The 21851-nt window shown below is 41.3% G+C and carries 20 protein-coding genes and 2 pseudogenes; 6 read left to right on the top strand and 16 right to left on the bottom strand.

What is annotated here, in order from left to right:
• Positions 1-8: 8 nt before the first annotated feature.
• On the top strand, positions 9-311 hold the full coding sequence (locus MAE_RS02420) for a hypothetical protein (protein ID WP_002794981.1): 303 nt from the start codon (positions 9-11) through the stop codon (positions 309-311).
• Between the two features lie 216 nt (positions 312-527).
• On the opposite strand, the gene MAE_RS02415 is transcribed toward MAE_RS02420, so the two are convergent.
• From MAE_RS02415 to MAE_RS02400, 4 genes are all read right to left on the bottom strand, one after another.
• Positions 528-782 (bottom strand): hypothetical protein, encoded by a 255-nt coding sequence (locus MAE_RS02415; RefSeq protein WP_002755102.1) that lies wholly within the window; start codon positions 780-782, stop codon positions 528-530.
• A gap of 157 nt (positions 783-939) precedes the next feature.
• Positions 940-1284, bottom strand: a complete 345-nt coding sequence (locus tag MAE_RS02410) for a hypothetical protein (protein WP_041803699.1) — start codon at positions 1282-1284, stop codon at positions 940-942.
• A 49-nt stretch (positions 1285-1333) separates the two neighbouring features.
• A complete protein-coding gene (locus MAE_RS02405; protein ID WP_012264165.1) occupies positions 1334-2521 on the bottom strand; it encodes an RNA-guided endonuclease InsQ/TnpB family protein in 1188 nt (395 codons plus the stop codon).
• A gap of 227 nt (positions 2522-2748) precedes the next feature.
• Positions 2749-2970, bottom strand: a complete 222-nt coding sequence (locus MAE_RS02400) for a hypothetical protein (protein WP_012264164.1) — start codon at positions 2968-2970, stop codon at positions 2749-2751.
• Positions 2971-3347: 377 nt separating this feature from the next.
• Here MAE_RS02400 and MAE_RS02395 point away from each other — a divergent pair, with 377 nt between their 5' ends.
• A complete protein-coding gene (locus MAE_RS02395; RefSeq protein WP_002794978.1) occupies positions 3348-3641 on the top strand; it encodes a DUF433 domain-containing protein in 294 nt (97 codons plus the stop codon).
• Positions 3638-3982 carry a DUF5615 family PIN-like protein gene (locus MAE_RS02390; protein ID WP_004162992.1) on the top strand — a complete coding sequence of 115 codons (345 nt, stop codon included), beginning with the start codon at positions 3638-3640 and terminating at the stop codon, positions 3980-3982. The genes MAE_RS02395 and MAE_RS02390 overlap by 4 nt, the downstream gene beginning before the upstream one ends.
• Before the next feature lie 262 nt (positions 3983-4244).
• Here MAE_RS02390 and MAE_RS02385 read toward each other — a convergent pair whose 3' ends face one another.
• The 6 genes and pseudogenes from MAE_RS02385 to MAE_RS02360 all read right to left on the bottom strand — a co-directional run.
• A complete protein-coding gene (locus tag MAE_RS02385) occupies positions 4245-5513 on the bottom strand; it encodes a glycosyltransferase (protein WP_012264162.1) in 1269 nt (422 codons plus the stop codon).
• A complete protein-coding gene (locus MAE_RS02380) occupies positions 5513-7255 on the bottom strand; it encodes an ABC transporter substrate-binding protein (RefSeq protein WP_012264161.1) in 1743 nt (580 codons plus the stop codon). Before MAE_RS02380 ends, MAE_RS02385 begins: the two co-directional genes overlap by 1 nt.
• A gap of 198 nt (positions 7256-7453) precedes the next feature.
• Positions 7454-8593, bottom strand: coding sequence for a citrate synthase (locus MAE_RS02375; protein ID WP_012264160.1), 1140 nt, complete (start codon positions 8591-8593; stop codon positions 7454-7456).
• A gap of 288 nt (positions 8594-8881) precedes the next feature.
• The gene (locus MAE_RS02370; RefSeq protein WP_012264159.1) at positions 8882-9619 is read right to left on the bottom strand and encodes a Uma2 family endonuclease; all 738 of its coding nucleotides are present in this window, start codon (positions 9617-9619) and stop codon (positions 8882-8884) included.
• A 252-nt stretch (positions 9620-9871) separates the two neighbouring features.
• Positions 9872-10525 carry a Uma2 family endonuclease gene (locus MAE_RS02365; protein WP_012264158.1) on the bottom strand — a complete coding sequence of 218 codons (654 nt, stop codon included), beginning with the start codon at positions 10523-10525 and terminating at the stop codon, positions 9872-9874.
• A 417-nt stretch (positions 10526-10942) separates the two neighbouring features.
• A pseudogene (locus MAE_RS02360) lies at positions 10943-11239 on the bottom strand (hypothetical protein); the annotation flags it as partial.
• Between the two features lie 251 nt (positions 11240-11490).
• Here MAE_RS02360 and MAE_RS02355 point away from each other — a divergent pair.
• Positions 11491-13149 (top strand): IS1634 family transposase, encoded by a 1659-nt coding sequence (locus tag MAE_RS02355; RefSeq protein ID WP_012264155.1) that lies wholly within the window; start codon positions 11491-11493, stop codon positions 13147-13149.
• 427 nt (positions 13150-13576) lie between these two features.
• Here MAE_RS02355 and MAE_RS02350 read toward each other — a convergent pair.
• Positions 13577-13975: pseudogene (locus MAE_RS02350) on the bottom strand (Uma2 family endonuclease); the annotation flags it as partial.
• A gap of 275 nt (positions 13976-14250) precedes the next feature.
• Between MAE_RS02350 and MAE_RS02345 the strand changes: the two are divergent.
• A complete protein-coding gene (locus MAE_RS02345; RefSeq protein WP_012264152.1) occupies positions 14251-15735 on the top strand; it encodes an IS1380-like element ISMae9 family transposase in 1485 nt (494 codons plus the stop codon).
• Between the two features lie 423 nt (positions 15736-16158).
• Here the strand turns inward: MAE_RS02345 and MAE_RS02340 are convergent, their stop codons facing one another.
• Positions 16159-17202, bottom strand: a complete 1044-nt coding sequence (locus MAE_RS02340) for an IS630-like element ISMae22 family transposase (RefSeq protein WP_012264150.1) — start codon at positions 17200-17202, stop codon at positions 16159-16161.
• Between the two features lie 45 nt (positions 17203-17247).
• The gene (locus tag MAE_RS33090; RefSeq protein WP_012264149.1) at positions 17248-17406 is read right to left on the bottom strand and encodes a hypothetical protein; all 159 of its coding nucleotides are present in this window, start codon (positions 17404-17406) and stop codon (positions 17248-17250) included.
• A gap of 139 nt (positions 17407-17545) precedes the next feature.
• Between MAE_RS33090 and MAE_RS28275 the strand changes: the two genes are divergently transcribed.
• A protein-coding gene (locus tag MAE_RS28275) for an ISAzo13-like element ISMae28 family transposase (protein ID WP_125730310.1) occupies positions 17546-18768 on the top strand; the annotation gives its coding sequence in 2 pieces (ribosomal slippage) (positions 17546-18026 and positions 18026-18768; 1224 coding nt in all).
• 221 nt (positions 18769-18989) lie between these two features.
• On the opposite strand, the gene MAE_RS02325 is transcribed toward MAE_RS28275, so the two are convergent.
• The 3 genes from MAE_RS02325 to MAE_RS02315 form a co-directional block, all read right to left on the bottom strand.
• The gene (locus MAE_RS02325) at positions 18990-19232 is read right to left on the bottom strand and encodes a type I restriction endonuclease subunit R (protein ID WP_041803696.1); all 243 of its coding nucleotides are present in this window, start codon (positions 19230-19232) and stop codon (positions 18990-18992) included.
• Complete coding sequence (locus MAE_RS02320) at positions 19219-20487, bottom strand: IS701-like element ISMae34 family transposase (protein ID WP_012264125.1); 1269 nt, start codon at positions 20485-20487, stop codon at positions 19219-19221. The genes MAE_RS02325 and MAE_RS02320 overlap by 14 nt, the downstream gene beginning before the upstream one ends.
• 150 nt (positions 20488-20637) lie before the next feature.
• Positions 20638-21840: a type I restriction endonuclease gene (locus MAE_RS02315; protein ID WP_012264146.1), complete on the bottom strand. Its 1203-nt coding sequence runs from the start codon at positions 21838-21840 to the stop codon at positions 20638-20640.
• Between the last annotated feature and the right edge of the window lie 11 nt (positions 21841-21851).

Raw genomic sequence — 21851 nt, 5'->3', positions numbered from 1 at the left:
GGCATATCATGTATGCGACCATCGAAAAGGTGGATATTATGTCATACGCATCTGGTGAATGGACCGCTTTTAGTTTTGCTATAACTGAATCCGCAAAAAATGTATTTGACGCCGCTTTAAAAGGTTTTGTTGGGGTAGGGTACACCCCATTGGCCTTTGCAACTCAGGTTGTTGCGGGGATGAATTACTGCTTTTTATGTAAAGGAAAAGTTGTTTATCCTAACGCACCTGATCTCGTAGTACTGGTCTATATTTATAAACCACCACAAGGAGCTCCTCACATCACCAAAATCTCACAGATTAATCCTTGAAATTAGCCGATCTTGTAGTTAATGAAATGTAACGCACCTCTTTTTTCTCTAGCCGTGGTGCGATGCCGAAGGAACTGCGTAGCAGTACGCCGATCTGGTAGGGTGTGTTAATGAAATGTAACGCACCTCTTTTTTTCTAGTAGTAGCACCATGTTCATTCATTGAAGCAAGTGATTGTAAGCTAACGGGGTTTTTTGATTTTTGAAAAGGCGATCGTTAGTTACCGTCCTGACTTAAAAAATAGCCAACTGCACGCTGAAGCTGTTCCATCCCTTGTTGCAGTTGGTCAATACGAGCCTTAGATTCCTCCATTTGTTGAGCAGTAGCTTCCACAAACCGATCAATACGCCGATTCGTTGCCTCACTGATTGCTGCTAATCTGTCAATATTGCTTTCTATTCGCTCTATTCGCTGCTGACTTGCCTCTAGACTGGCTTCAATACGGTCTAACCGAGAACTTTGCCACCACATTTAGTTAACACCTTGAAAATAAGCGATTATTGTCCTCAGTTTAGCAAATCTTTAGACAAATTAATCTCTTTTCATAGGGCGATCGCTTGAGGCGAAACTGCGATCGCTGGTTGCTTAGTTAATGAAATGTAACGCACATATTTTTTCTCCAGTCAAACTATTTTTGACTAATCTCGAATGCTAAGTCGTATCTGTAAAAACAGACATCAAAGGCAAGAAAGAAGTTCATCTGTCCTAGTATTAGCGGCGCATATTTATCTTGTGTCCAAGCAAAGGCTAAATCTACGGTGGGGAATTGCTCAACAGTAGCTTTAACAACCAATGCACCAGCTTCAAATCTAGCTAAATTACCTCCTAATGGCAGAGATAGCCTTTGGTTTTCCCAGACTGCACCTAAAGCTAAACCCATTTCATAGGGCAACACATTAACACTAGAGCCAGTATCCAAGAGACCCGAAACATTCAAGGATTGACTTTGATAAGTTAATGTCAATGTTGACAATCCCGTCGCGCTTATGCGAGGGATTCTTGGTTCACTGACTCAAGTTGTCTTAGCAGGTATTTCTACCAACCAAAATAGAGCTTAAATCTCCCCAAGCGTTTAGGTCTAACGACCAGCTTCCGATATGCCCTATCGTAGCTTTTTTGAGTATATTCAAGGCCGCCATTTTGTCTCTATCTTCCACATATCCGCAGGAACAAACATGAGTTCTAACTGATAGAGACTTTTGGATTAACCGACCACAATTAAAGCATTCTTGACTTGTATAGGCTGGATTAACTGCTATGGTTAATCGGCCGTATTTAATGCCAAAATACTCTATCCATTTTCTCAATTGTGACCAACCAGCATCATTGATACTCTTAGCTAGTTTTCGATTACGCACAAGGTTCTTGACTTTTAAATCCTCGTAGGCTATCAAGTCGTTTGACTGAATTAAACGGAGTGCCAATTTTTTAGCAAACTCTTCTCGTTGCCTACTTACTTTTAAATGTCCCTTGGCGTATTTTTGACTAGCTTTTTTGTAGTTATTAGACTGCTTTTGTCCTCTCTTAAACTTTTTCGACTTTCTTCTATTCAGTTTATGAAGACGTTTCTCGGCTTTTCGATAATACTTAGGAGGCTCTACTGTATTCCCGTTACTGTCAGCATAAAGATATTTTAACCCCATATCTAATCCTAGGCAATGACCCGTCGATTCTAATTGTGGGGTTATATCTCTAGCATCGAGTTTTAGCATTAACTGGCAATAATATCCATCAGCCCTTTTAACTATTCTTATCCGTTGAATTTGCCATTCTTGAAAATCAAACAAGTCTCGACTACCAATTAGTTTTAACTCCCCAATGTTTTTTCCATCAGTGAAAGTTATTCTCTTGGAATTTCGATTAAGTTTCCAACCTGACTTTTTAAACTCAACAGAATGAGTACGTTTAGAGTATTTAGGATATCCTTTCTTACCAGCAATTTTGTTCTTACAGTTATTATAGAACCTAAGAATAGCAGTCCAAGTACGTTCGCAAGCCTGTTGACAAGCTGTAGAGTTAAGGTCTTGAACAAAAGGGTATTCACTTCTTAATTGAGTGACATATTTATATACATCCTTTTGTCCTACACCTTTATTGTCTTCCCAATATCTAAGACATTTATTCCGAACAAACTGTACTGTCCGAATAGCCTCATCAATGGCTTGATATTGAGATGGTTTTCCTCTAAGCTTGTACTCTAAAACAAACATTTTGCGTTATCGACCTACTACGCAAACTACTCTAGCATACTAAAGTTAAATTGGCAACTATAGATTAGAGTTATTCTTAGTCGTGCTTCGCTGTTCTATGCTGGCGGAACTTTTCATCTCCGAGGTGAAACCGAGGGTTCCTTCAAGCCGACATTATAGGTAAATAAGGAAGCGCACTTAATGCCCCAAGACTAGAATCTACCTCAGTGAAAGCAAATCTTACCTTATTAGCCATGAGTCAATTCTTGTTTCTCTTTTAATGCTTGAGCAAGAATGGCGGCAGCCTCAAAAGAGTCATGTAAACCTTGTCTAGGGAGATCATCTTGAATAGACATCGGTGCAATACCAGAATCCTTGAGCAACTCGGCTACAAGAAAGTTAAGTAATAAGAGCTTATCGGAGTAAGACAATTGCTTGAGCAGGGGCGCAAATTGAGTAGTTGTCAGCATGGATTCAAGAAAGTTACGGATTTTGACTTTCTGCACTTTGTCTGAGTATAACACCACCTTTGCGCTAATCCCTGCCCCAAAAGCAGGCTAACTTTGCCGTTGGAGAGAAATCCCAGAAATGTTCAATCTAATCTTTATGGTTCTTCGGTTTGTGTCAGTGCGATGCCGAAGGCACTGCGTAGCAGTACGCCGCTCTGGTAGTTAATGAAATGTAACGCACCTCTTTTTTCTCTAGTCAAACTATTAGAGCCAGTCTTAGGTTAGGTTGCCGAAAAAACATCTAGCCTGGGATTCCTCTAGCCACTGGATTGCGTGATCAAGTCATGTCTGTCCCTTACTAAAATAGAATCAGCGATTTCCCTAAGAGACCTAATTCCATGACGATTATCACTCTTTCACGTTATGTCACCAGAAACAATGAGATTTTAGGTGGAGAGCCAATTATTGAAGGCACTCGCACATCTATTCGCGCAATCGTAGGTCTGTGGCGATTAGGTGTGATGCCAGAGGAAATTCCAACTCATTTACCTCATTTGACCTTAGCACAAGTGTTCGATGCCTTGAGTTTTTATTTGGATCATCAAGCAGAAATTAACGAGTACATTGAACGTAACCAAGTCCCCGATGAGTTGGTGCATCCTTCTGTAAAGGCAGCTTTGGGTAAGCTATGAGCATATTTGCTTCGCTTTACATGGACGAAGATATGTCGGCGTTAGTTGCAACACTTCTGCGTTCTCGTGGTTTAGATGTCACCACTGTTCCTGAGCAGTCAACTTTGGGCAAAACTGACAGCGAACAATTAGAATTTGCCGCTTCTTTAGGTAGATGTCTTGTCACCCACAACCGAGTTGATTTTGAACGATTGCATCTTCAATTCATAGAGGAAGGCAGAGAACATTGTGGGATTATTGTTGTCCCTCAGAAAACTGCCTACGAGGTCGTGCAACGGGTTAGTGTTTTAGTCAACACCTTAACTGTTGATAGTATTAATAATCAGTTACTATACGCATGATTTCTCCGCAAACTTACACTCTAAGCACAAGCCAGCTAACACGATGAAGCGGCGATGTTCTAGTTCATTCATCACCGCTGACCATTGCTGTTAGACAGAAATCACAGAAATGTTCAATCTAATCTTTATAGTTCTTCGGTTTGTGTTAGGCCATGGACGGGTTATAAAGGGCGATTTTTGTCAATTGTTTTCGATAACGTTTTTAAAACCCGACACCCGACACCCTGTCCCCAGGAAAAACTTTTTTAGCAGACCCTAGCCATTATACCGATAGGACGGGTTGGCCGGTAGAAATGGCTTTTTCGACGATATCGGCGGCCATTTTCACTCCTCCAGTCTTCTGTAGTGCTTTTTGCATTCTCAGGGCATTTTCTCGGTAACTGGGGAAGGATAAGACCTTTTCAATCGCCTTTCGTAAACGGGGAACTTCTAGACGGGAAATCGGAATCACTTCCCCTGTCCCCGACCATTTTATCCGAGCAGATACCCCCGGTTGGTCGTTAGTGATGGGAATAGCCACCATCGGTACAGCTTGGGCAAGGGATTCTAGGGTAGTATTTAAGCCTGCGTGGGTGATAGTAAGAGAGGCTCTGGTTAAAAGCTCTAATTGGGGAGCGTAGGGAACAACTAGGGCGTTTTTTGTCGTTATTTGAATGTTAGAGTCGGTGTTGCCCAAGGATAAAACTAATTGTACCGGCAAATCGGCACAGGCTTCGGCGATCGCATTAAAGGCCGATTGTAGGCGATTTTGAATTGTACCGAGGGAAGCATAAATCAAGGGTTGTCCGGTTAATTTTTCGTAAGGAAAAGGAATCGTTTTTCTGGTGGAGGAATCGTGAAAGGGGCCGGTAAAGTGAAAGTGAGCGGGTAAATTTTGCCGAGGAAACTCGAATTCGGCAGGTTGTTGGCTAATTTGGGCGATGGGTGAATAGCGTTGATTGATGTTTTGATAGGGAATTAACCCCCATTCTTGACGCTGCCGGTTGATTAACTCATTCAGGGGACGAGTCAGAGAGTCAAGCAGTTTATAGCCAATTTTATTGCGAATAACCCCGATAAATGAGGGATTATAGTCCCAAATGGTCATAAAGGGCGGAATAAGCGGGTCACGATTTAAAACCAATGCCCCAGCAAAACTGACAAAGGGAATAGCTAATTTTTCTGCGATTGTACCTCCTGAGGGGGAGACTTGATCGACAATTAGGGCATCAATTCCCAAGCGACGCATCTCTTGAGGGATAGTTTCAAAGAGGGCAGCGGTAGAATTAGTAACTGATTGTACCGTGCGACGGACGGCGGCTGTTCCCTGTAATTGACCAATTTCGGCTAAATTTTTGGCTGATGTGCCTTTCGGATATTGGTCGGGTGCAATTGCCTGAAAATCTAAGCCGGCTGCTTGCACCATTTCTTCACCATCAAGAGTTAAAAAACAGGTAACTTTATGACCGCGTTTTTGTAACTCTTTTCCTAAAGGTAGGAGAGGATTGATATGTCCAGAAGCGGTGGGACAAAGAATGCCAAAATGAGTCATTAAACACCTCCACAGGTTTTCTTTAATTCTTCTAGATTCCAGAATGCACCACCCAAGGCGGAGAATTGTATTCCTTCAAAGCAGTTACGCACAGCCCCCAAAGCGAGGGGATTAACTAGATAAATAAACGGGACGTATTCCTGTTGAAGTTGTTGAATTTCATTATAGATAACTTTGCGCTTCTCAAAGTCTAATTCTTGGGAACCTTTGACGTATAAATCGGCGATTTTTTTCTCCCAATCCGCCGCTTGCCAGCCTTGAATCGGCGGGCTGCCGGGTTGAGGTTGTTGGTTAAAAGCGTGGAGATTTCCATCTACATACCAAATATTGGGGGCGTGGGGTTCATTATCGCCGGTAAAACCTAAAATATGTGCTTCCCAATCTAGACTATTACTTAGTTTATCAACTAAATTGCTAAAAGCGATCGCTTGAAAATCCACTTGAATTCCTATTGCGGCTAAATCATTTTTAATTTGTGCGCCAATTGCTTCCCGGATTTTGTTACCCGCATTAGTAATCAGGTTAAATCTAACGGGATTATTATCGGCATCGACTAGGAGATTATCACTATTATACTTAAATCCCGCCTCTAATAATAATTCTTTGGCTTTTTCGGGATTATAATCGTAACCTTTCAGGGTTTTATCGTAAAAAGGAGATTGGATAGAAAGAAAAGAATTTTGTTCTTGTCCCAATCCTCGATAGATATCATCAATCATTCTTTGACGATTAATGCCGTAGGCAATAGCTTGGCGGAAATTTAAGTTATTAAACCAACGGGATTTAATCGGATCTACTAGGGGTTTTCCGTCGCGTTTTCCTTGATTGAGATTAAAACCGATAAATTGGGTTCCGTAGGCAGGTCCCCCATTAAAAATAGTGAAATTTCCTCTTTCTTCTTCAGTTTTTAAGAGGGAGAAAAATTCGGGAGTTACCCCAATAGAATCTAAACTTCCAGAACGAAATTGCAGTAAAGTTGTGTCCTGCGATTCAACAATTGCCCAAATTACCGAAGTTATATGGGGTAATTGTTGTCCACGGTCATCTTTTTTCCAATAGTAAGGGTTATTCTCAAAAATAATCCTTTGTCCCGTTATATATTCTTTTAGTTTATAAGCACCATTAAAAACAATTTGATCGGGAGGAGTATCTAACCCCCAAGTGGAGAGAAATTCTAACCTACCATCGGGGCTTTTTTTCTGAATAGTTTTTTCTAAAGCGTGTTTAGGTAAAATCGGTGAACTGACAGCATCTAAAAAAGGAGCAAAAGGTTCGGGTAGTTTAAATTCGATTCGGCGATTATCTAGTTTAGTAATAACTGGAAATTCTTTTTTTAATCCTATTCTTAAACTATCGCGGTAGTTGTTGGGAATATCAGGATTTAGATATAAATCTTTATAGGTAAAAACCACATCATCAACGGTTAAGGGTTGACCATCCGACCATTTTAAACCCTCTCTCATAGTAAAAATAATGTTCAAATTATCATCGGAAATTGTCCAAGATTCTGCCAAGACCGGTTCTTTTTTGCCAGTAATGGGATTTTCTGTTAATAGTCCTTCGTAGGTTAAACCAAAAATATTCGGGGATTCGGCCGATAAAACAGCATTAAAGGTTTTTGGGTCACTTAATACCGATATGACCACTTGATTGCGTCTAACTTGATTACCACAAGCAGTTAGGGAAATCAGCAATAAACAAGAAATTAAAAATACCGTTAATCCCTGCCAAAATTTCACCATAATCTTTAATATTTTTCTGTCCGACTATCTAGAAGTAGAGACCTTGCCTTGCTATATACACCGAAACTGACCAAGCTGAAAGCCGCTGGACTGTTTCCTTGCCCCATCAATATAACAGGAAATGAGACAAAAAATCTCGCCTAGGAAAGATTGACAAAGGCGAGAAACCGTGTTTCCATCAAGAATGGGAGATAAAATCTAAGAACGTTGTTCGATCGGTGTATAGGGGACTTCGTGTTCTCCAGTGTATATTTGGGTAGGACGGAAAATGCGGTTAGCATTTAATTGTTCTTTCCAGTGGGCCAACCAACCGGCCACCCGGGAGATGGCAAAAATCGGGGTAAATAAATCACTGGGGATGCCTAATTTCCGATAGACCAATCCCGAATAGAAATCCACATTAGCATAGATACCTTTTTCGCCGTAGATATCCACCACTGCTTGTTCTAATTCTAGGGCGATATCGTAGTATTCATCGGAACCTAATTCCGCGAATAATTGTTCGGCAAGGTTTTGTAAAATCGTCGCCCGGGGATCCTTAACTTTATATACCCGGTGTCCAAAACCCATAACTTTTTGTTTATTGGCGATACATTTTTCCACATAGGGACGAACATTAGCCACCGAACCGATTTCCTCTAACATTAACAATACTTCCTCGTTTGCCCCACCGTGGAGGGGGCCGGCGAGAGTTCCCACTGCTGAAGCGATGACACCGTAGGGGTCGGTTAAAGTGGAAGCCGTCACCATGGCCGAAAAAGTCGAGGCATTCATGGTATGTTCGGCGTGGAGGGTCAAACAGACATCGAAAACTTTCGCCGCTAAATCCGTTGGTCGTCTTTCCGTCAACATATAGAGGAAATTGGCCGCATAATCAAGACTATCGTTGGGCTGAATGGGATGATTACCTTTGCGAATTAATTGAAACGCCGCCACCATGGTGGGGATTTTCGCTAATAACCGCACCACTGCCTGACGGATATATTCGGGATTATCCAAAGCCCGACGGGCATAGTATAACCCTAAAGCCGCCGCCGAAGTTTGTAGCGCATCCATGGGATGGCCTTTTTCGGGGAAGCATTTCATCATGTCTTCGATACGGTACTTGATGCGTCGATGATAACGGATTTCATCGGCAAATTCGTCCAGTTCCGCCCCCGTGGGCAGAACACCCCAGATAAGGAGATAGGCGGTTTCGAGGAAGGTACTTTTTTCGGCGAGTTCCTCAATCCGAATGCCCCGATACTCTAAGATTCCCTTTTGCCCATCCACAAAGCTGATACTCGATTGGGCGGCGGGAATTCCTTCTAAACCTGGCCGATATTCACAAACTGTCATAGTTCTACTTTCCGTGGCGAAGATTAAGCCCTAACGCTAACTTACTTGATCTTTCCACCCTTACCGAAATTTTATAGAAATTCTTCGGTTCTGCCTCTCCCGTTCAGGATTGGGGAGAAGTGGACGGAAATTACCCCTATTTAGCGATTGCTTCGTCGATTTAGTCAACCCTGCCCTAGCGCATTTTTTCTGGGCTTACTGTTCCGACTCTAGCTAGAGGACTTGATATTTATCTACTTTTATTGTAGCGAGACTATCTCGATCGATTGAGTAGATCAATAATTTTTTTTAAGTTTCTTCGGGATTAATATTTAACTCCCGCAGTTTTGCCGCCAATCGTTCGGCCCGTTGTCGTTCCGCTTCGGCCCGTTGACTTTCCGTTTCGGCCCGTTGTCGTTCCGCTTCGGCCCGTTGACTTTCCGTTTCGGCCCGTTGTCGTTCCGCTTCGGCCCGTTGTCGTTCTTGGTTGTAACTGGTGAAAGGTTGACCATCGGGATAATACAAGAGTAACTCTGGTTGGGCTAATTGAAAACGGATACCTAAGCGAGGACTGACCCAATTATCGAGATTTTCCAGACTTTCGAGCCGATTTTCCCGACGAATACAGCCGCCCAAATCATTTTTATCGGGATTATAAATGTAGTATTCTTCCACACCATAACGGTCATAAAACAGCAGTTTTCTGGTCATTTCCGTTGGGGTATTGCCCGGAGAGAGAATTTCAAAAACCACCTGTGGGGGGATATTGTTCTCTTTCCACTGTTGATAGGAACCTCTTTCCCCTTTCGGTCTGCCGAAAGCTACCATCACATCAGGCGCTTGCCGAGTCTTATTATCTCCCTCCACGGGATACCAGAGTAAATCACCGGCGACAAAAACATCGGCATTATTGGCAAATAACCAGTCTAGATTCGATTTAATCGTCGTAATCCAGCGAAATTGTCTTGTATTATCGGCCATCGGTTTACCATCGCTATCGGGATAGACGATTGTGGTTTTCGGGCTGTCGTCGAGTTGTCTAACCATTGCTTAACCCTAGAATTTCGTCTTGGCTTCCTTCATAGTATAACTTTACTATAAAAAACTAGGGCAAATATTTAGGGACGGTGATGATCCTAAATCCTGTTTAAAAAGTATCGGAGAGTGGGAATTAGTCAACCCTGCCCTAGGGCATTTTTTCTGGGCTTACTGTTGCGACTCTAGCTAGAGGACTTGATGTTTATTTACTTTTATTGTAGCGAGACTATCTCGATCGACTCCATCAATCGATAATTTTTTTTAAATTTCTTCGGGATTAATGTTTAATTCTCGCAGTTTTGCCGCCAATCGTTCGGCCCGTTGTCGTTCCACTTCGGCCCGTTGTCGTTCTTGGTTGTAACTGGTGAAAGGTTGACCATCGGGATAATACAAGAGTAACTCTGGTTGGGCTAATTGAAAACGAATGCCTAAGCGAGGACTGATCCAATTATCGAGATTTTCTAGACTTTCGAGCCGATTTTCTTGGCGAATACAGCCGCCCAAATCATTTTTATCGGGATTATAAATGTAGTATTCTTCCACACCATAACGGTCATAAAACAGTAGTTTTCTGGTCATTTCCGTTTGAGTATTACCCGGAGAGAGAATTTCAAAAACCACCTGTGGGGGGATATTGTTCTCTTTCCACTGTTGATAGGAACCTCTTTCCCCTTTCGGTCTGCCGAAAGCTACCATGACATCAGGCGCTTGCCGAGTCTTATTATCTCCCTCCACGGGATACCAGAGTAAATCACCGGCGACAAAAACATCGGCATTATTGGCAAATAACCAGTCTAGATTCGATTTAATCGTCGTAATCCAGCGAAATTGTCTTGTATTATCGGCCATCGGTTTACCATCGCTATCGGGATAGACGATTGCGGTTTTTGGGCTGTCGTCGAGTTGTCTAACCATTGCTTAACCCTAGAATTTCGTCTTGGCTTCCTTCATAGTATAACTTTACTATAAAAAACTAGGGCAAATATTTAGGGACGGTGATGATCCTAAATCCTGTTTAAAAAGTATCGGAGAGTGGGAATTAGTCAACCCTGCCCTAGGGCATTTTTTCTGGGCTTACTGTTGCGACTCTAGCTAGAGGACTTGATATTTATCTACTTTTATTCTACCGATAATTTTGGTTCTTCGTTACTTAGTATGGTTCGATAGGGGGGCATAAATCGACTAAATCCTTATCTGGCAAGAGATTTAATTGATTAGTTCGCTCTAGATCGAAAACAATTAACAAAAATCGCCAAATGTCTTTCTCTATAAGAGTTTCATTCCTTATAACCCTGTACGTTGCATAACACAAACCGAAGAACCATAATTTTTTTAAATCTCCTCGGGATTAATGTTTAATTCTCGCAGTTTTGCCGCCAATCGTTCGGCCCGTTGTCGTTCCGTTTCAGCCCGTTGTCGTTCCGCTTCGGCCCGTTGTCGTTCTTGGTTGTAACTGGTGAAAGGTTGACCATCGGGATAATACAAGAGTAACTCTGGTTGGGCTAATTGAAAACGAATGCCCAAGCGAGGACTGATCCAATTATCGAGATTTTCCAGACTTTCGAGGCGATTTTCCCGACGAATACAGCCGCCCAAATCATTTTTATCGGGATTATAAATCCCACATTCCGCACCCTCAACTGTCACATAATACCAAATTTCTAAATCCATGACAGACATCCACGCTCGAATGCTTGCCAAGCCGGTGTTCGTTGTGACGCGAATAAAGAAAAATGGTGTAAGCTGTCCCCCTCCAGAGACTTGAGTAAAAATACCTAGCTGGTGAAGGTTTTCTCGGTGGCCGCTAGGGGGGTCTTGAGACCCCTAATTATGAAAAAATAGGAATTGTTGGAAAACTGAGGCGAGTGGACTGTTCGACCATGAATCAATCAACAGAAATTGAAGTCAAAAATCTAGACCATCTGGGATTAGTAGCCGGAATTATCGATGAAATAGGAATCGTTGAAATTATCAACGAACAAGTCTCAATTGAGCGAGGAGAAATTGTCACAGCGGGGCAAGTCGTGAAAGCAATTATCCTGAATGGATTGGGATTTGTCTCCCGAGCCTTGTATTTATTTCCTCAATTTTTTGAAGATAAAGCAACCGAACATCTGCTGGGAGAGGGCATCGAACCAAAACACCTGAATGATGATAAAATTGGTCGAGTAATGGACAAACTTTATCAACTTAATGTTTCGGTCATTTTCCTACTGATTAGTTTAGCCGCCGTGAAAAAATTTGGTGTAGCAACCGAGAACTCCCATTTAGATTCGACTTCTCTATCAGTAGAAGGAGAATATAAAAAGGAATACCCAACAGTAGAAATCCTGAAATCAGGAGCAGTGGGAGAAGAAATTGAAACCAGACAACAGCCAATAAAAATTACCTACGGATACTCCCGCGACCGACGACCTGACTTAAAACAATTTATGATTGACTTAATCGTAAGTGGGGATGGAGATGTACCTTTATTCCTGAAAGTAGGGGACGGAAATGAAGCGGACAAAGCGGTTTTTGGTCAAATCGCCCGAGAATTTAAAAAACAAGTTGACTTTGACAGTTTAATAGTCGGCGATAGCGCCCTCTATAGCAAAGAGAATTTAAAACTAATGAAAGAAATGCGTTGGTTGTCTCGAGTACCATTAAGCATTAAAGAGGCTCAAGAGTTAGTCGATAGCATCTCAGAAAAAGAGTTAACCGATTCAGAAATACCGGGTTATTCCTGGCGGGAAACAAGCTCTAACTATGGGGGGATAGAACAAAGATGGTTGCTAGTTGAAAGTCAAGCTAGACAAGAATCAGACTTGAAAAAATTAGAGAAAAAAATCGAGCAGGAAAAGAATTCTGCCCAAGAAAAAATCCGGCAACTATCCCGAAGAGAATTTGAGAATAGAGCGGTGGCGTTGGCGATAGCCAAAGGATTATCTGACTCCTTAAAATCTCATCAGTTAACGGAGATTAAAGTCAATCTCATTCCGCCTGAGTCCCAGGGGTCAAAACTCAAATTAAAAGACGATTTACCCTCTCAAAGCTATCAAGTTCAAGCCAAATTAGAGTTGAATTTGACCGCCATTGAGAGGCTAAAGAAACGAGCAGGACGATTCGTTTTAGCAACTAACGATTTGGAGAAAAAACGATTGAGCAGTGAGGATATACTCAAAAAATATAAGGGGCAACAAGCTCCAGAAAGAGGATTTTCTTTTCTCAAAGACCCCTGCTTTTTTGCTGACAGTGTCTTTCTCAAATCTCCCCATAGAATCGAGGTCATGGCCATGCTCATGGGCTTGTGCCTGCTGGTTTATACTATTGGTCAAAGACAACTTCGTTTAAGTTTAAAACAGCAGGAGACGGGACTGAAAAATCCGTTGGGTAAGTTAACTGACCGACCGACGTTACGCTGGATATTTCAGTGCTTTCAAGGGATTCATCTCGTCCGTATTCAAGACAATCAAAAGATTAGCAACTTAACGGATGAGAGGCGCAACATTTTGAGATTTTTCCCCAAACCTTGCCAGGAATATTATCTCTTATCTTGACCAGATGGATTGACTTCAAGGGGTGACAAAACAAAGCGAGCAACTGGAACATCTCCCCCTAGATGTTAAGTCTGATTGCCTAGTCATTCTCAACAAGCACTGTTTATTGAGAATGACCGGGGGAACTCTGAAATTTTCGGCTTAGTGGGACTTAGACAAAAAACAAATCGAGAAAAGCTTCAACTCCAATCCCCGCTTGGGATTTACTTCGAGAAGCCCAAAATCGCTGAAACCCAGATATATCAAGGAAAATCATAAATCGAGGTTAACCCTTTGTCCCGTAATGGTTTGAGCCTTTTTTGCTGACCGAAAACGCCTAAGTCCCATTAGTTGCTGGCAGCTTGCCGCCAACTCACTCCTCTAGATAAGTATTTTGACTCACGCCCCTTCCTCTTTTGAGACGTTGTGACACTTAGGGTGCGGAATGTGGGTTATAAATGTAGTATTCTTCCACACCATAACGGTCATAAAACAGTAGTTTTCTGGTCATTTCCGTTTGAGTATTACCCGGAGAGAGAATTTCAAAAACCACCTGTGGGGGGATATTGTTCTCTTTCCACTGTTGATAGGAACCTCTTTCCCCTTTCGGTCTGCCGAAAGCTACCATGACATCAGGCGCTTGCCGAGTCTTATTATCTCCCTCCACGGGATACCAGAGTAAATCGCCAGCGACAAAAACATCGGCATCATTGGCAAATAACCAGTCTAAATTCGCTTTAATCGTCGTAATCCAGCGAAATTGTCTTGTATTATCGGCCATCGGTTTACCATCGCTATCGGGATAGACGATTGTGGTTTTCGGGCTGTCGTCGAGTTGTCTAACCATTGCTTAACCCGCATTTCTCACAAAAAGTACGATCACCAACCCCCGAAGCCTTACAAAATCTGGGTTTTGACTGGGTGATCGCCTTGTAGCAAAAACGACAGTGTGTTGTTAGGATTCAACTTAAGCTCATCATCAATTAGACCTTGAAAAAAGAACAAATTTAAAATGCGTATTTTTAGGTTAATTAGTTGATAAAGTCTCAATTTTAAGTAGAGAATGAAGTCAAAAGCTTGCTATAATTTAATCATTAAAACTATTTAAAGTATGTCAAGTTTATGACTCCTAGTTCAGACCAGTCTCGACTCAATCAATTAAATTTTGGAAACCTCAATGGAAGACAAGTAATCGCTAATTTTGAGGGAGGAAAAATCACCTCAGATGCAGGAATTATTTTGATGGCAGAGTTAGACCAAAAGCTAAAAATAACGGCTCGGTTTGCCGAATGTTTTCGAGATTATCGAAATTCATCCTATCTAGATTATTCAGTTCATGAACTACTCGCACAAAGAGTTTATGGGATAGTTTTGGGATATGAGGATGTCAATGATCATGATAAATTACGTCATGCTCCAGCTTTAGCAATAGCATTGAAAAAACTAAATTTTATTGACTCAGCCCAAGCAAATTTAGCGGGAAAAAGTACAATTAATCGACTAGAATATTGTCCGGAAACAGTCATCAATCAAGAGAACAGTCGTTACCATAAAATCGAGCCTAACCCCAAAGAAATTGAAAAAGCTTTTGTGGACATCTTTCTAGAATCCTACAAAAAGCCACCGAAACCAATTATTTTAGACATGGATGTCACCGATGACCAAGTGCATGGAAATCAAGAGGGAGCGTTTTTCAATACTTATTATAAAGGAGTGTGTTATGCTCCTTTGTATATTTTCTGTGAGCATCATTTATTAGTAGCTAAACTCCGGTCTTCTCATGTAGATACTGCTGGGGGAGCATTAGAAGAATTGCAGCGAATAATCGGTATAATTCGAGAAAAATGGTCAGATACGCAGATATTAGTACGAGGAGATAGTGCCTATTCCCGTGAAGATATCATGAAATTTTGCGAAAGTCAAGCAGGAGTTGATTATGTTTTAGCAATGGCAACGAATAGTCAATTAAAATTACGAGCGACCGATGTAATTGAGAAAGCTAAGGCAGATTACGAGCAAAGACTTCAGCCAGTTACTGAATTAATGGAGACGTTATTTTCTCCCGATGAAGAGTTAGGAGAATTGGCGAAATTGGTACCAGAATCGACTTGGTATCGTTCCCTATGTTATCAAACCCAAAAATCCTGGAGCCGTTCAAGAAGAGTGGTGACAAAAGTTTGTCCTGGTAGTGAGGGCGTAAAAATTCGCCACGTTGTGACTTCTTTACCTGCATCAAAGATTCCCCCATCTAAACTTTACACTGAAAAATATTGCCCCAGAGGTGAGAGGTCAAATCGAATTAAAGAGCAACAATTAGACTTATTTGCTGACCGGAATTCGACACAGACATTTGAGAGTAATCAATTAAGACTTTGGTTGTCATCAATGGCTTATGTTTTAATGCAAGCTTTTCGTCAAAATTGTTTGGCTAAAACTTCTTTTGCCAAAGCGACAGTGGGAACAATTCGCCTTAATTTCCTTAAATTAGGAGCTAGAATTACTGTTAGTGTCAGAAGAATTTTAATCGCAATTGCCAGTTCTTGTCCCTATCAAGATATTTTAGCGATAGCTTACTCTAGAATTCAAGCGATAGCGGGAACTGGATAAGTTGAAGAGTTTTCAAAGATCATTAAATAGTCTTAAAAATGGCTGCTTATAAATTCAGCTAACTTTGTCGTGAACATTTTCCCTAATTGACGGAATTTTTCCAGTAATTCAGGAATTTTTTGATTAGTTTAGTCAGATTATTCCTTGATAACTAAGCGGGTTTCTCTTATTTTTGAAAAACACCAACTTTTAACCTCCAAATTAGGTTCTTAATTCAGTTTGTGAGAAATGCGGGTAACGATCGATCAGGTTATGCAGCTTGACACAGGTGAGCTTGTCGATACAAATCACCATGGCTTTGCCTGTTTCCCAAGCGGTGCTGTAATGTTCAACGAAATCACGGGCCAGCGCATCCAACCGCTGCGGGGCCGTCAGGATGTAGTAATCCCTTCTTAATTCCCTTTCTAAACGGTCTTCTATACTTTAGACGTTCATAATCTGAGATTTATTAAACTTCTGAAATCGTAGAGTCAGCAAGGAATCCAGTTCTTTTTTATGTTTCAGATGGGCATCATTCAGACATTCATAAATAGCTGAAGAAAAGTCAGAAAAGTTCTCATAATATTTACCATATAAACATTTCTTTTTGACCAATTTCCACAGCCTTTCAATTAAATTTAGATTAGGCGAATAAGACGGTAGATAGAGTAGCTCTATTGACAAATAAAGAGCCAATTCTTCAACAATTTTACATTTCTGATAGCGGGCATTATCTAATACGAGAGTGATGGGAATCATTAGTCCTAAAGCAGCTATTTTTGACCGGAGTTCACAGACTTGAGTTGCTGTAATATAAGTGTCATTCGTAACCAGAATAACTTCATGAGTTATTGCATTTAATGCTCCTAAAACATTGAAGCGTTTACGCCCGCTCGGTGACTTAACAAAAAGTCTCTCAAAACACCAAACAAAACCGAGAAATGCTCCCATGACGAAGTGAGCGGCATCAACAAAAAAAACAGCCCTTTTTCCTTCTTTAGCCTCATTTAGTCTGGGTTCTAGCTTTTTTTCTTTGTATTCTTCTTGTTCATCTGGGTCAGCTTTAGAAGGAAGAGAACCTACTTTTAAACATTTCATTCCCAAGGATTTTAAGAATTTTCTCACTTGGGTAGGACTTCGTTTTATTCCTGTCAATTCTTCTCTTCTATATACAGCTTCATTTATTGTGGCTGGTGGATTTTTCTCGAAATATTTTTTGAGCGTTTCTCTTTGAGACTCTAATTCACTTTTAGGGCGATAGAAGTTGATTTCTTTTAATTTTTCTATTCCGCCCTCTTGATAATCTCGAAGATAGGTTAATAAGGTATTTGGCGAGATTCCTGCTAACTGACAAATTTTTTGGTGCGGTATCTTTTGGCTTTTTAACCAGAGAACTTCCATCTTCAGTTGAACCCGGGGATGGGGATGATGAAATCTTTCATAATACAGTGAGTTCTTTTCTTCTTCCGTGAATTCTAGGTTAATCATGTTTTTAATGAGTGCTTTGCTTCTAATTATGACTCTTAAACTATATTATTGTCCTTGAGTAAAAAATGCAAGTTGTAGCCGTGCAAAGTATATCTCGACATTTTCGATCTCTAACTCTTCGATTTTGGCGGCGATCTGTTCGTTGAGGTCGTTGACGGCGATCGAGAGTTTATCACCCCTTGCATCATAGTAGGGGACTTCCAAAAAATAAACTATTCATGCTCAAGAATAATAATCATTCTCGGAGTGTAGGAGGTAGGGGTCGATGGTTGCCTCCTCCTTCCAATTTTGTAGTAGAATTAATCCTGTACATTATTAATCAAGTTTTTCTTTGTAAGTGTATATGGAATTAACTGATTCCCTCAAGAAATTGCTCAGTGAAACTGCACTTCAATTAAAAGGTGCAGCTAAAAGAAGATTCATGGCCCAAACAGTCTTAGAATTAGGCTATGGGGGACAAACCCTTGCTGCACAGGAGTTAGGCTGGAATCGAACTACTATTCGTAAAGGAATTAAAGAACTAAAAAGAGGTATTATTTGTGTTGATAATCATTCAGCTAAGGGGCGGAAAAAAGCAGAAGAACATTTACCTTTTCTATTGGAAAACATCAAAAGTTTAGTGGATTCTCAAAGCCAAACTGACCCAAGTTTTAAAAGCCAAAGGCTTTATGTGAGACTGAGTGCGGCCGAAGTCCGAAAGCAATTAATCTCTAAATATGGGTACAGTGATGAGGATTTACCGAGCGAGGAAACTATTCGGGTTAAATTAAATAACTTAGGTTATCGTCTGAAAAGAGTCGCTAAAGTTTTACCTCAAAAAAAATTCCAGAAACCGAGGCAATCTTTGAGGAATTAGCTAACATTAATCGGGAAGCGGATGAAGACCCTACGATGTTACGTCTTAGTTTGGATGCCAAAGCCCGTGTTAATATTGGACTATTTGATCGAGGAGGTAAGAATAGAATAACTGTCGAAACAAACGATCATGATTTTAATCCGAAAACAACCCTAACCCCTTACGGAATATTTATTCCAGAATTTGATGAGTTGTTTTTGTATTTCACTGCCTCCACAGTCACCAGTGACTTTATTGTTGATATATTAGAAGATTTCTGGGAGTCGGAAAAATCTCGTTTTGAGAAAATTAAAACTTTGATAATTAATCAAGATAATGGACCAGAAAATAATTCGAGACGAACTCAGTTCATGAAACGTATAGTTGAGTTTTCCCAAAAATATCAAGTTAATATACGTTTAGCTTACTATCCCCCTTACCATAGTAAATATAATCCTATTGAACGAACCTGGGCTGTGTTAGAAAACCCTTGGAATGGGAGTATTTTAGATGAAATCGAAACGGCTTTGAAATTCGCCCAAACTATGACTTGGAAAGGAAAACACCCGATTGTTAAGTTGATTACTGAAACTTATGAAAAAGGAGTAAAGCTTACTAAAAAAGCCATGGAAAAAATCGAAGAAAAAATCGAACGTCTCACAGAATCAACGAATCAAGACTTTCCCGATTTGGGACAATGGTTTATTGATATCTATTATGATAAGACCTAGTTTGTAGTTAACTAAGATGGTTAGCTAAAAACTGTCTTTGATTCTTTAACTTGTCCTTGTTATACTCGAAAAAGCTCGGAAGTATAAGAGTTTGTGCTGCCTATTTTTTCGGAAAAATAGGTTGTAATGGGAGACTCTTTGTTTTCCTAGACAAAAATAATTACTTTTTCAAAAAAACACTTTTCTATTTTTTTGTTGGGTATTTTATTCTCTGGAAGTCCCTAGAGGGGAACGGTGGCTTTATCCTCGACCGCTCTCTGGAAGTCGTAGGTGGAGATATAATCCCCGAAATAGCGTTTAGTGATCTCGTCGTTGCTGACTAGAGGGGTGCCGGTAAAACCGATAAAACCAGCGCCCGGAAGTGCAGCCCGGAGGTTGCTGGCTAGGGTTCCGTACTGGGTTCGGTGGGCTTCGTCGCTGATAATGATGATAATGGGACTTAAACAAATTTCAAGCCCAAACAAAGCCTAAACTGGCTTTGTAAGCGGCAAACACATCCCGATTCTCGGTCAGCCACTCAAAGAAACGGAAAGACATCGCTGTCCGAAAAGCTTCCAAGGCTTCCACAAAAGTGTTTAAAGGTCGATTCGCCCACTGCCTTTGCAATCCCCCAGTTAACTTATGCCACAGGATAAATGTATAGGCACAAAACACCAGGATAAAATGACGAAGTAAGCTTCGTTTATCCCTGACTTGGTATTCCCTTAACCCTAACCATCCTTTGGCTTCTCGGTAGAATACTTCCACCCAATTTCTTTCGGTGTAAGTCTTGACTATCCACGACGCTGTTACTGTATCTGCCTCAACTACATTGGTGATGAAATAGTCCACCTCTGTGGCTTTTTCCATTGAACTTGCATTCATGACGATCGCCAAGTTCCTTTCTCCTTCTAGTTGAGATATTTTCGCTCTGAATACCGCTACCCAAACCGTTTTTTCTTTATCTAGATTTAGGGTGATTTTCTCCCAATCCTTTTCTGATAGGCTTTTTGCTAGTTGCTCAAGCTGGATTGTTTCTTCCACACCCCCTTCTTTTTCAATAATTACTTTTCGATTTTTTGCCAATCCTCCTAAGTATTTTAGCTTTCTTTCTTCCAGGGCTTTGAGAAAATTTGTGTTGTTGCCATAACCAGCATCTATTAAGACGATTTTCGGTCGATAGCCTCTGGTTAAGCTCCGGTCAATTAAATCTATCGCTATCTCCGGTTTCTTCTTAAATTCTTTGTCTTCTTTCCCCTCGGCTAAGGAACTAGCCGGTTGATAAATTTCAATGTCTAGGGGGACACTTTTTTTGCCGTCGTAGAGATGGGTAGTGACGGCGACTATTCCGTTGTCTGTCTTGCCAATTTCTCCTAGGTACTGCCTGCCAACTCCGGCGGTCAGATTGCCACTTTTTCGATGTCCTGAGTCATCGACAATCAGGGAAAATCCTCGGGGGATTTGCGTCTGGCGGCATTGGTTCATCACTTGCAACCGACATTCATTCACCTGACGGTCTGACCAGGGAGATTCGGTCAAAAAGTGATGTAATCGGTTATAAACTACTCCGACGGCATTATTGGCCATTTGAGTGAGGTTTTTCCGCTCACTTTCCCCTAATAATCCTCCTAAATATTGTCTGAAGCCGTTTTTTTGCGCTTCGTTTTTGAAGCAATTGTCAAACCGCCGACACCATCGGTCAAAGCATGGGGGCATCGCGGCTGGGGTTGTCTCTTTCATCGCTGATCTTTCAACGTAAAGTGCTTACTCTTTAACGATTATACTCGATTTGATCTTTATTTGGCGTTTAAGTCCCAATAAGCTAAACGGCTTTTACTTCGGATCACCGATATAGACTCCAAAAGGGTTATAGCTGTTGGATCATGCAGGTTAAGCGCCGTTTAGCTTATCGTTTCGGGAGTTGTAGGGTTGGTCGGGATTGACGGTTTGGTTGAATTTCTGGATGAGGGTGAAAATATAGGCTTTATGGTCTCCCAGAAGACTCTGTAAGTGTTCGTTACTGGAAGCTTGGCAGAGTTCTTGCTCGTTATTGGTCAATCCGGAACCGGCAAAGGTATAGTAGATTTGTTTATCTAGATCTTCGCGATCGGTACAGATAACGAAGGTATAGTTTGCGCCTAGTTTACGGCGAATTTTGCGGGTGAAAAAAACCATAGAGTAGCTTTTTCCGGAGCCTTGGGTATGCCAGAAAACCCCTAGTTTGTTATCTTTTATCGCACCCTCCCGCCATCTTTTCACAGAATCGATCGCTTGGTTAACCCCTAGAAACTGGTGATTTCGGGCGATAATCTTGCAGGTTTTGCCAGTGGAGTTATCGAAAAGGACATAATTTTCTAACAGATCGATAAAGTTATTTTTATCGCAGACTCCTTTTAGCATGGTTTCCATATCGACAATGCCGGGGTCACTCTCGGCCAAGCGTTTCCATGGGTGAAAGTGTTCGTATTTGCCGCAGAAACTACCTATTTTCGCGTCTATGCCATTAACTAAAATCGCAAAGGCGTTATAGGCGAATAGATGGGGGATGGTATCAAGATAGTCCGATAAATTCTCGTCGTAGGCCGCTTTTAGGTCCCGGTTGAGGTTTTTCGCTTCTAGGAAGAGTAGGGGAATGCCGTTAACAAAACCTACCAAATCCGTGCGACGGAGGTAGATTTCCCCCTGTATCCACAGTTCTCGAACCGCTAGAAAATGGTTATTGCTGGGTTGGTCGAAATCAAGGATTTTTAGGGTTTGTCTAATTAGCTCTCCTTTGGCGTTGCGGTAGCTCACCTGTACTCCATCGAGAAGGAGTTGATGTTTCTCTTGATTGGTGGCCAGAAGGGTTTGACTAGAGTTGATTTCTTCGATTTGGAGAATGGCGGATTTATAGGCTTCTTCGGGAAGATTGGGGTTAAATTCTCGTAATTTCTGTTTTAGGTAGCGTTTGAGGATAACTTCTTTCTGATTTTGCCGTCCGAGCAGGCTGTTTTCACCGTAATCCTCTTGATTATAAGCATAGACACTCTGCCAACCAAGTTGATCTCGCAGACAGTTGGCGGTGAGTTGTTGTACTTTATCCTCGGTGGTCATAGGGTCGATTG

The sequence above is a fragment of the Microcystis aeruginosa NIES-843 genome (assembly GCF_000010625.1).
Lineage (GTDB): Bacteria > Cyanobacteriota > Cyanobacteriia > Cyanobacteriales > Microcystaceae > Microcystis > Microcystis aeruginosa.
Note: the sequence above shows the minus strand (reverse complement) of the source record. Positions and strands in the feature narration are given on the sequence as shown.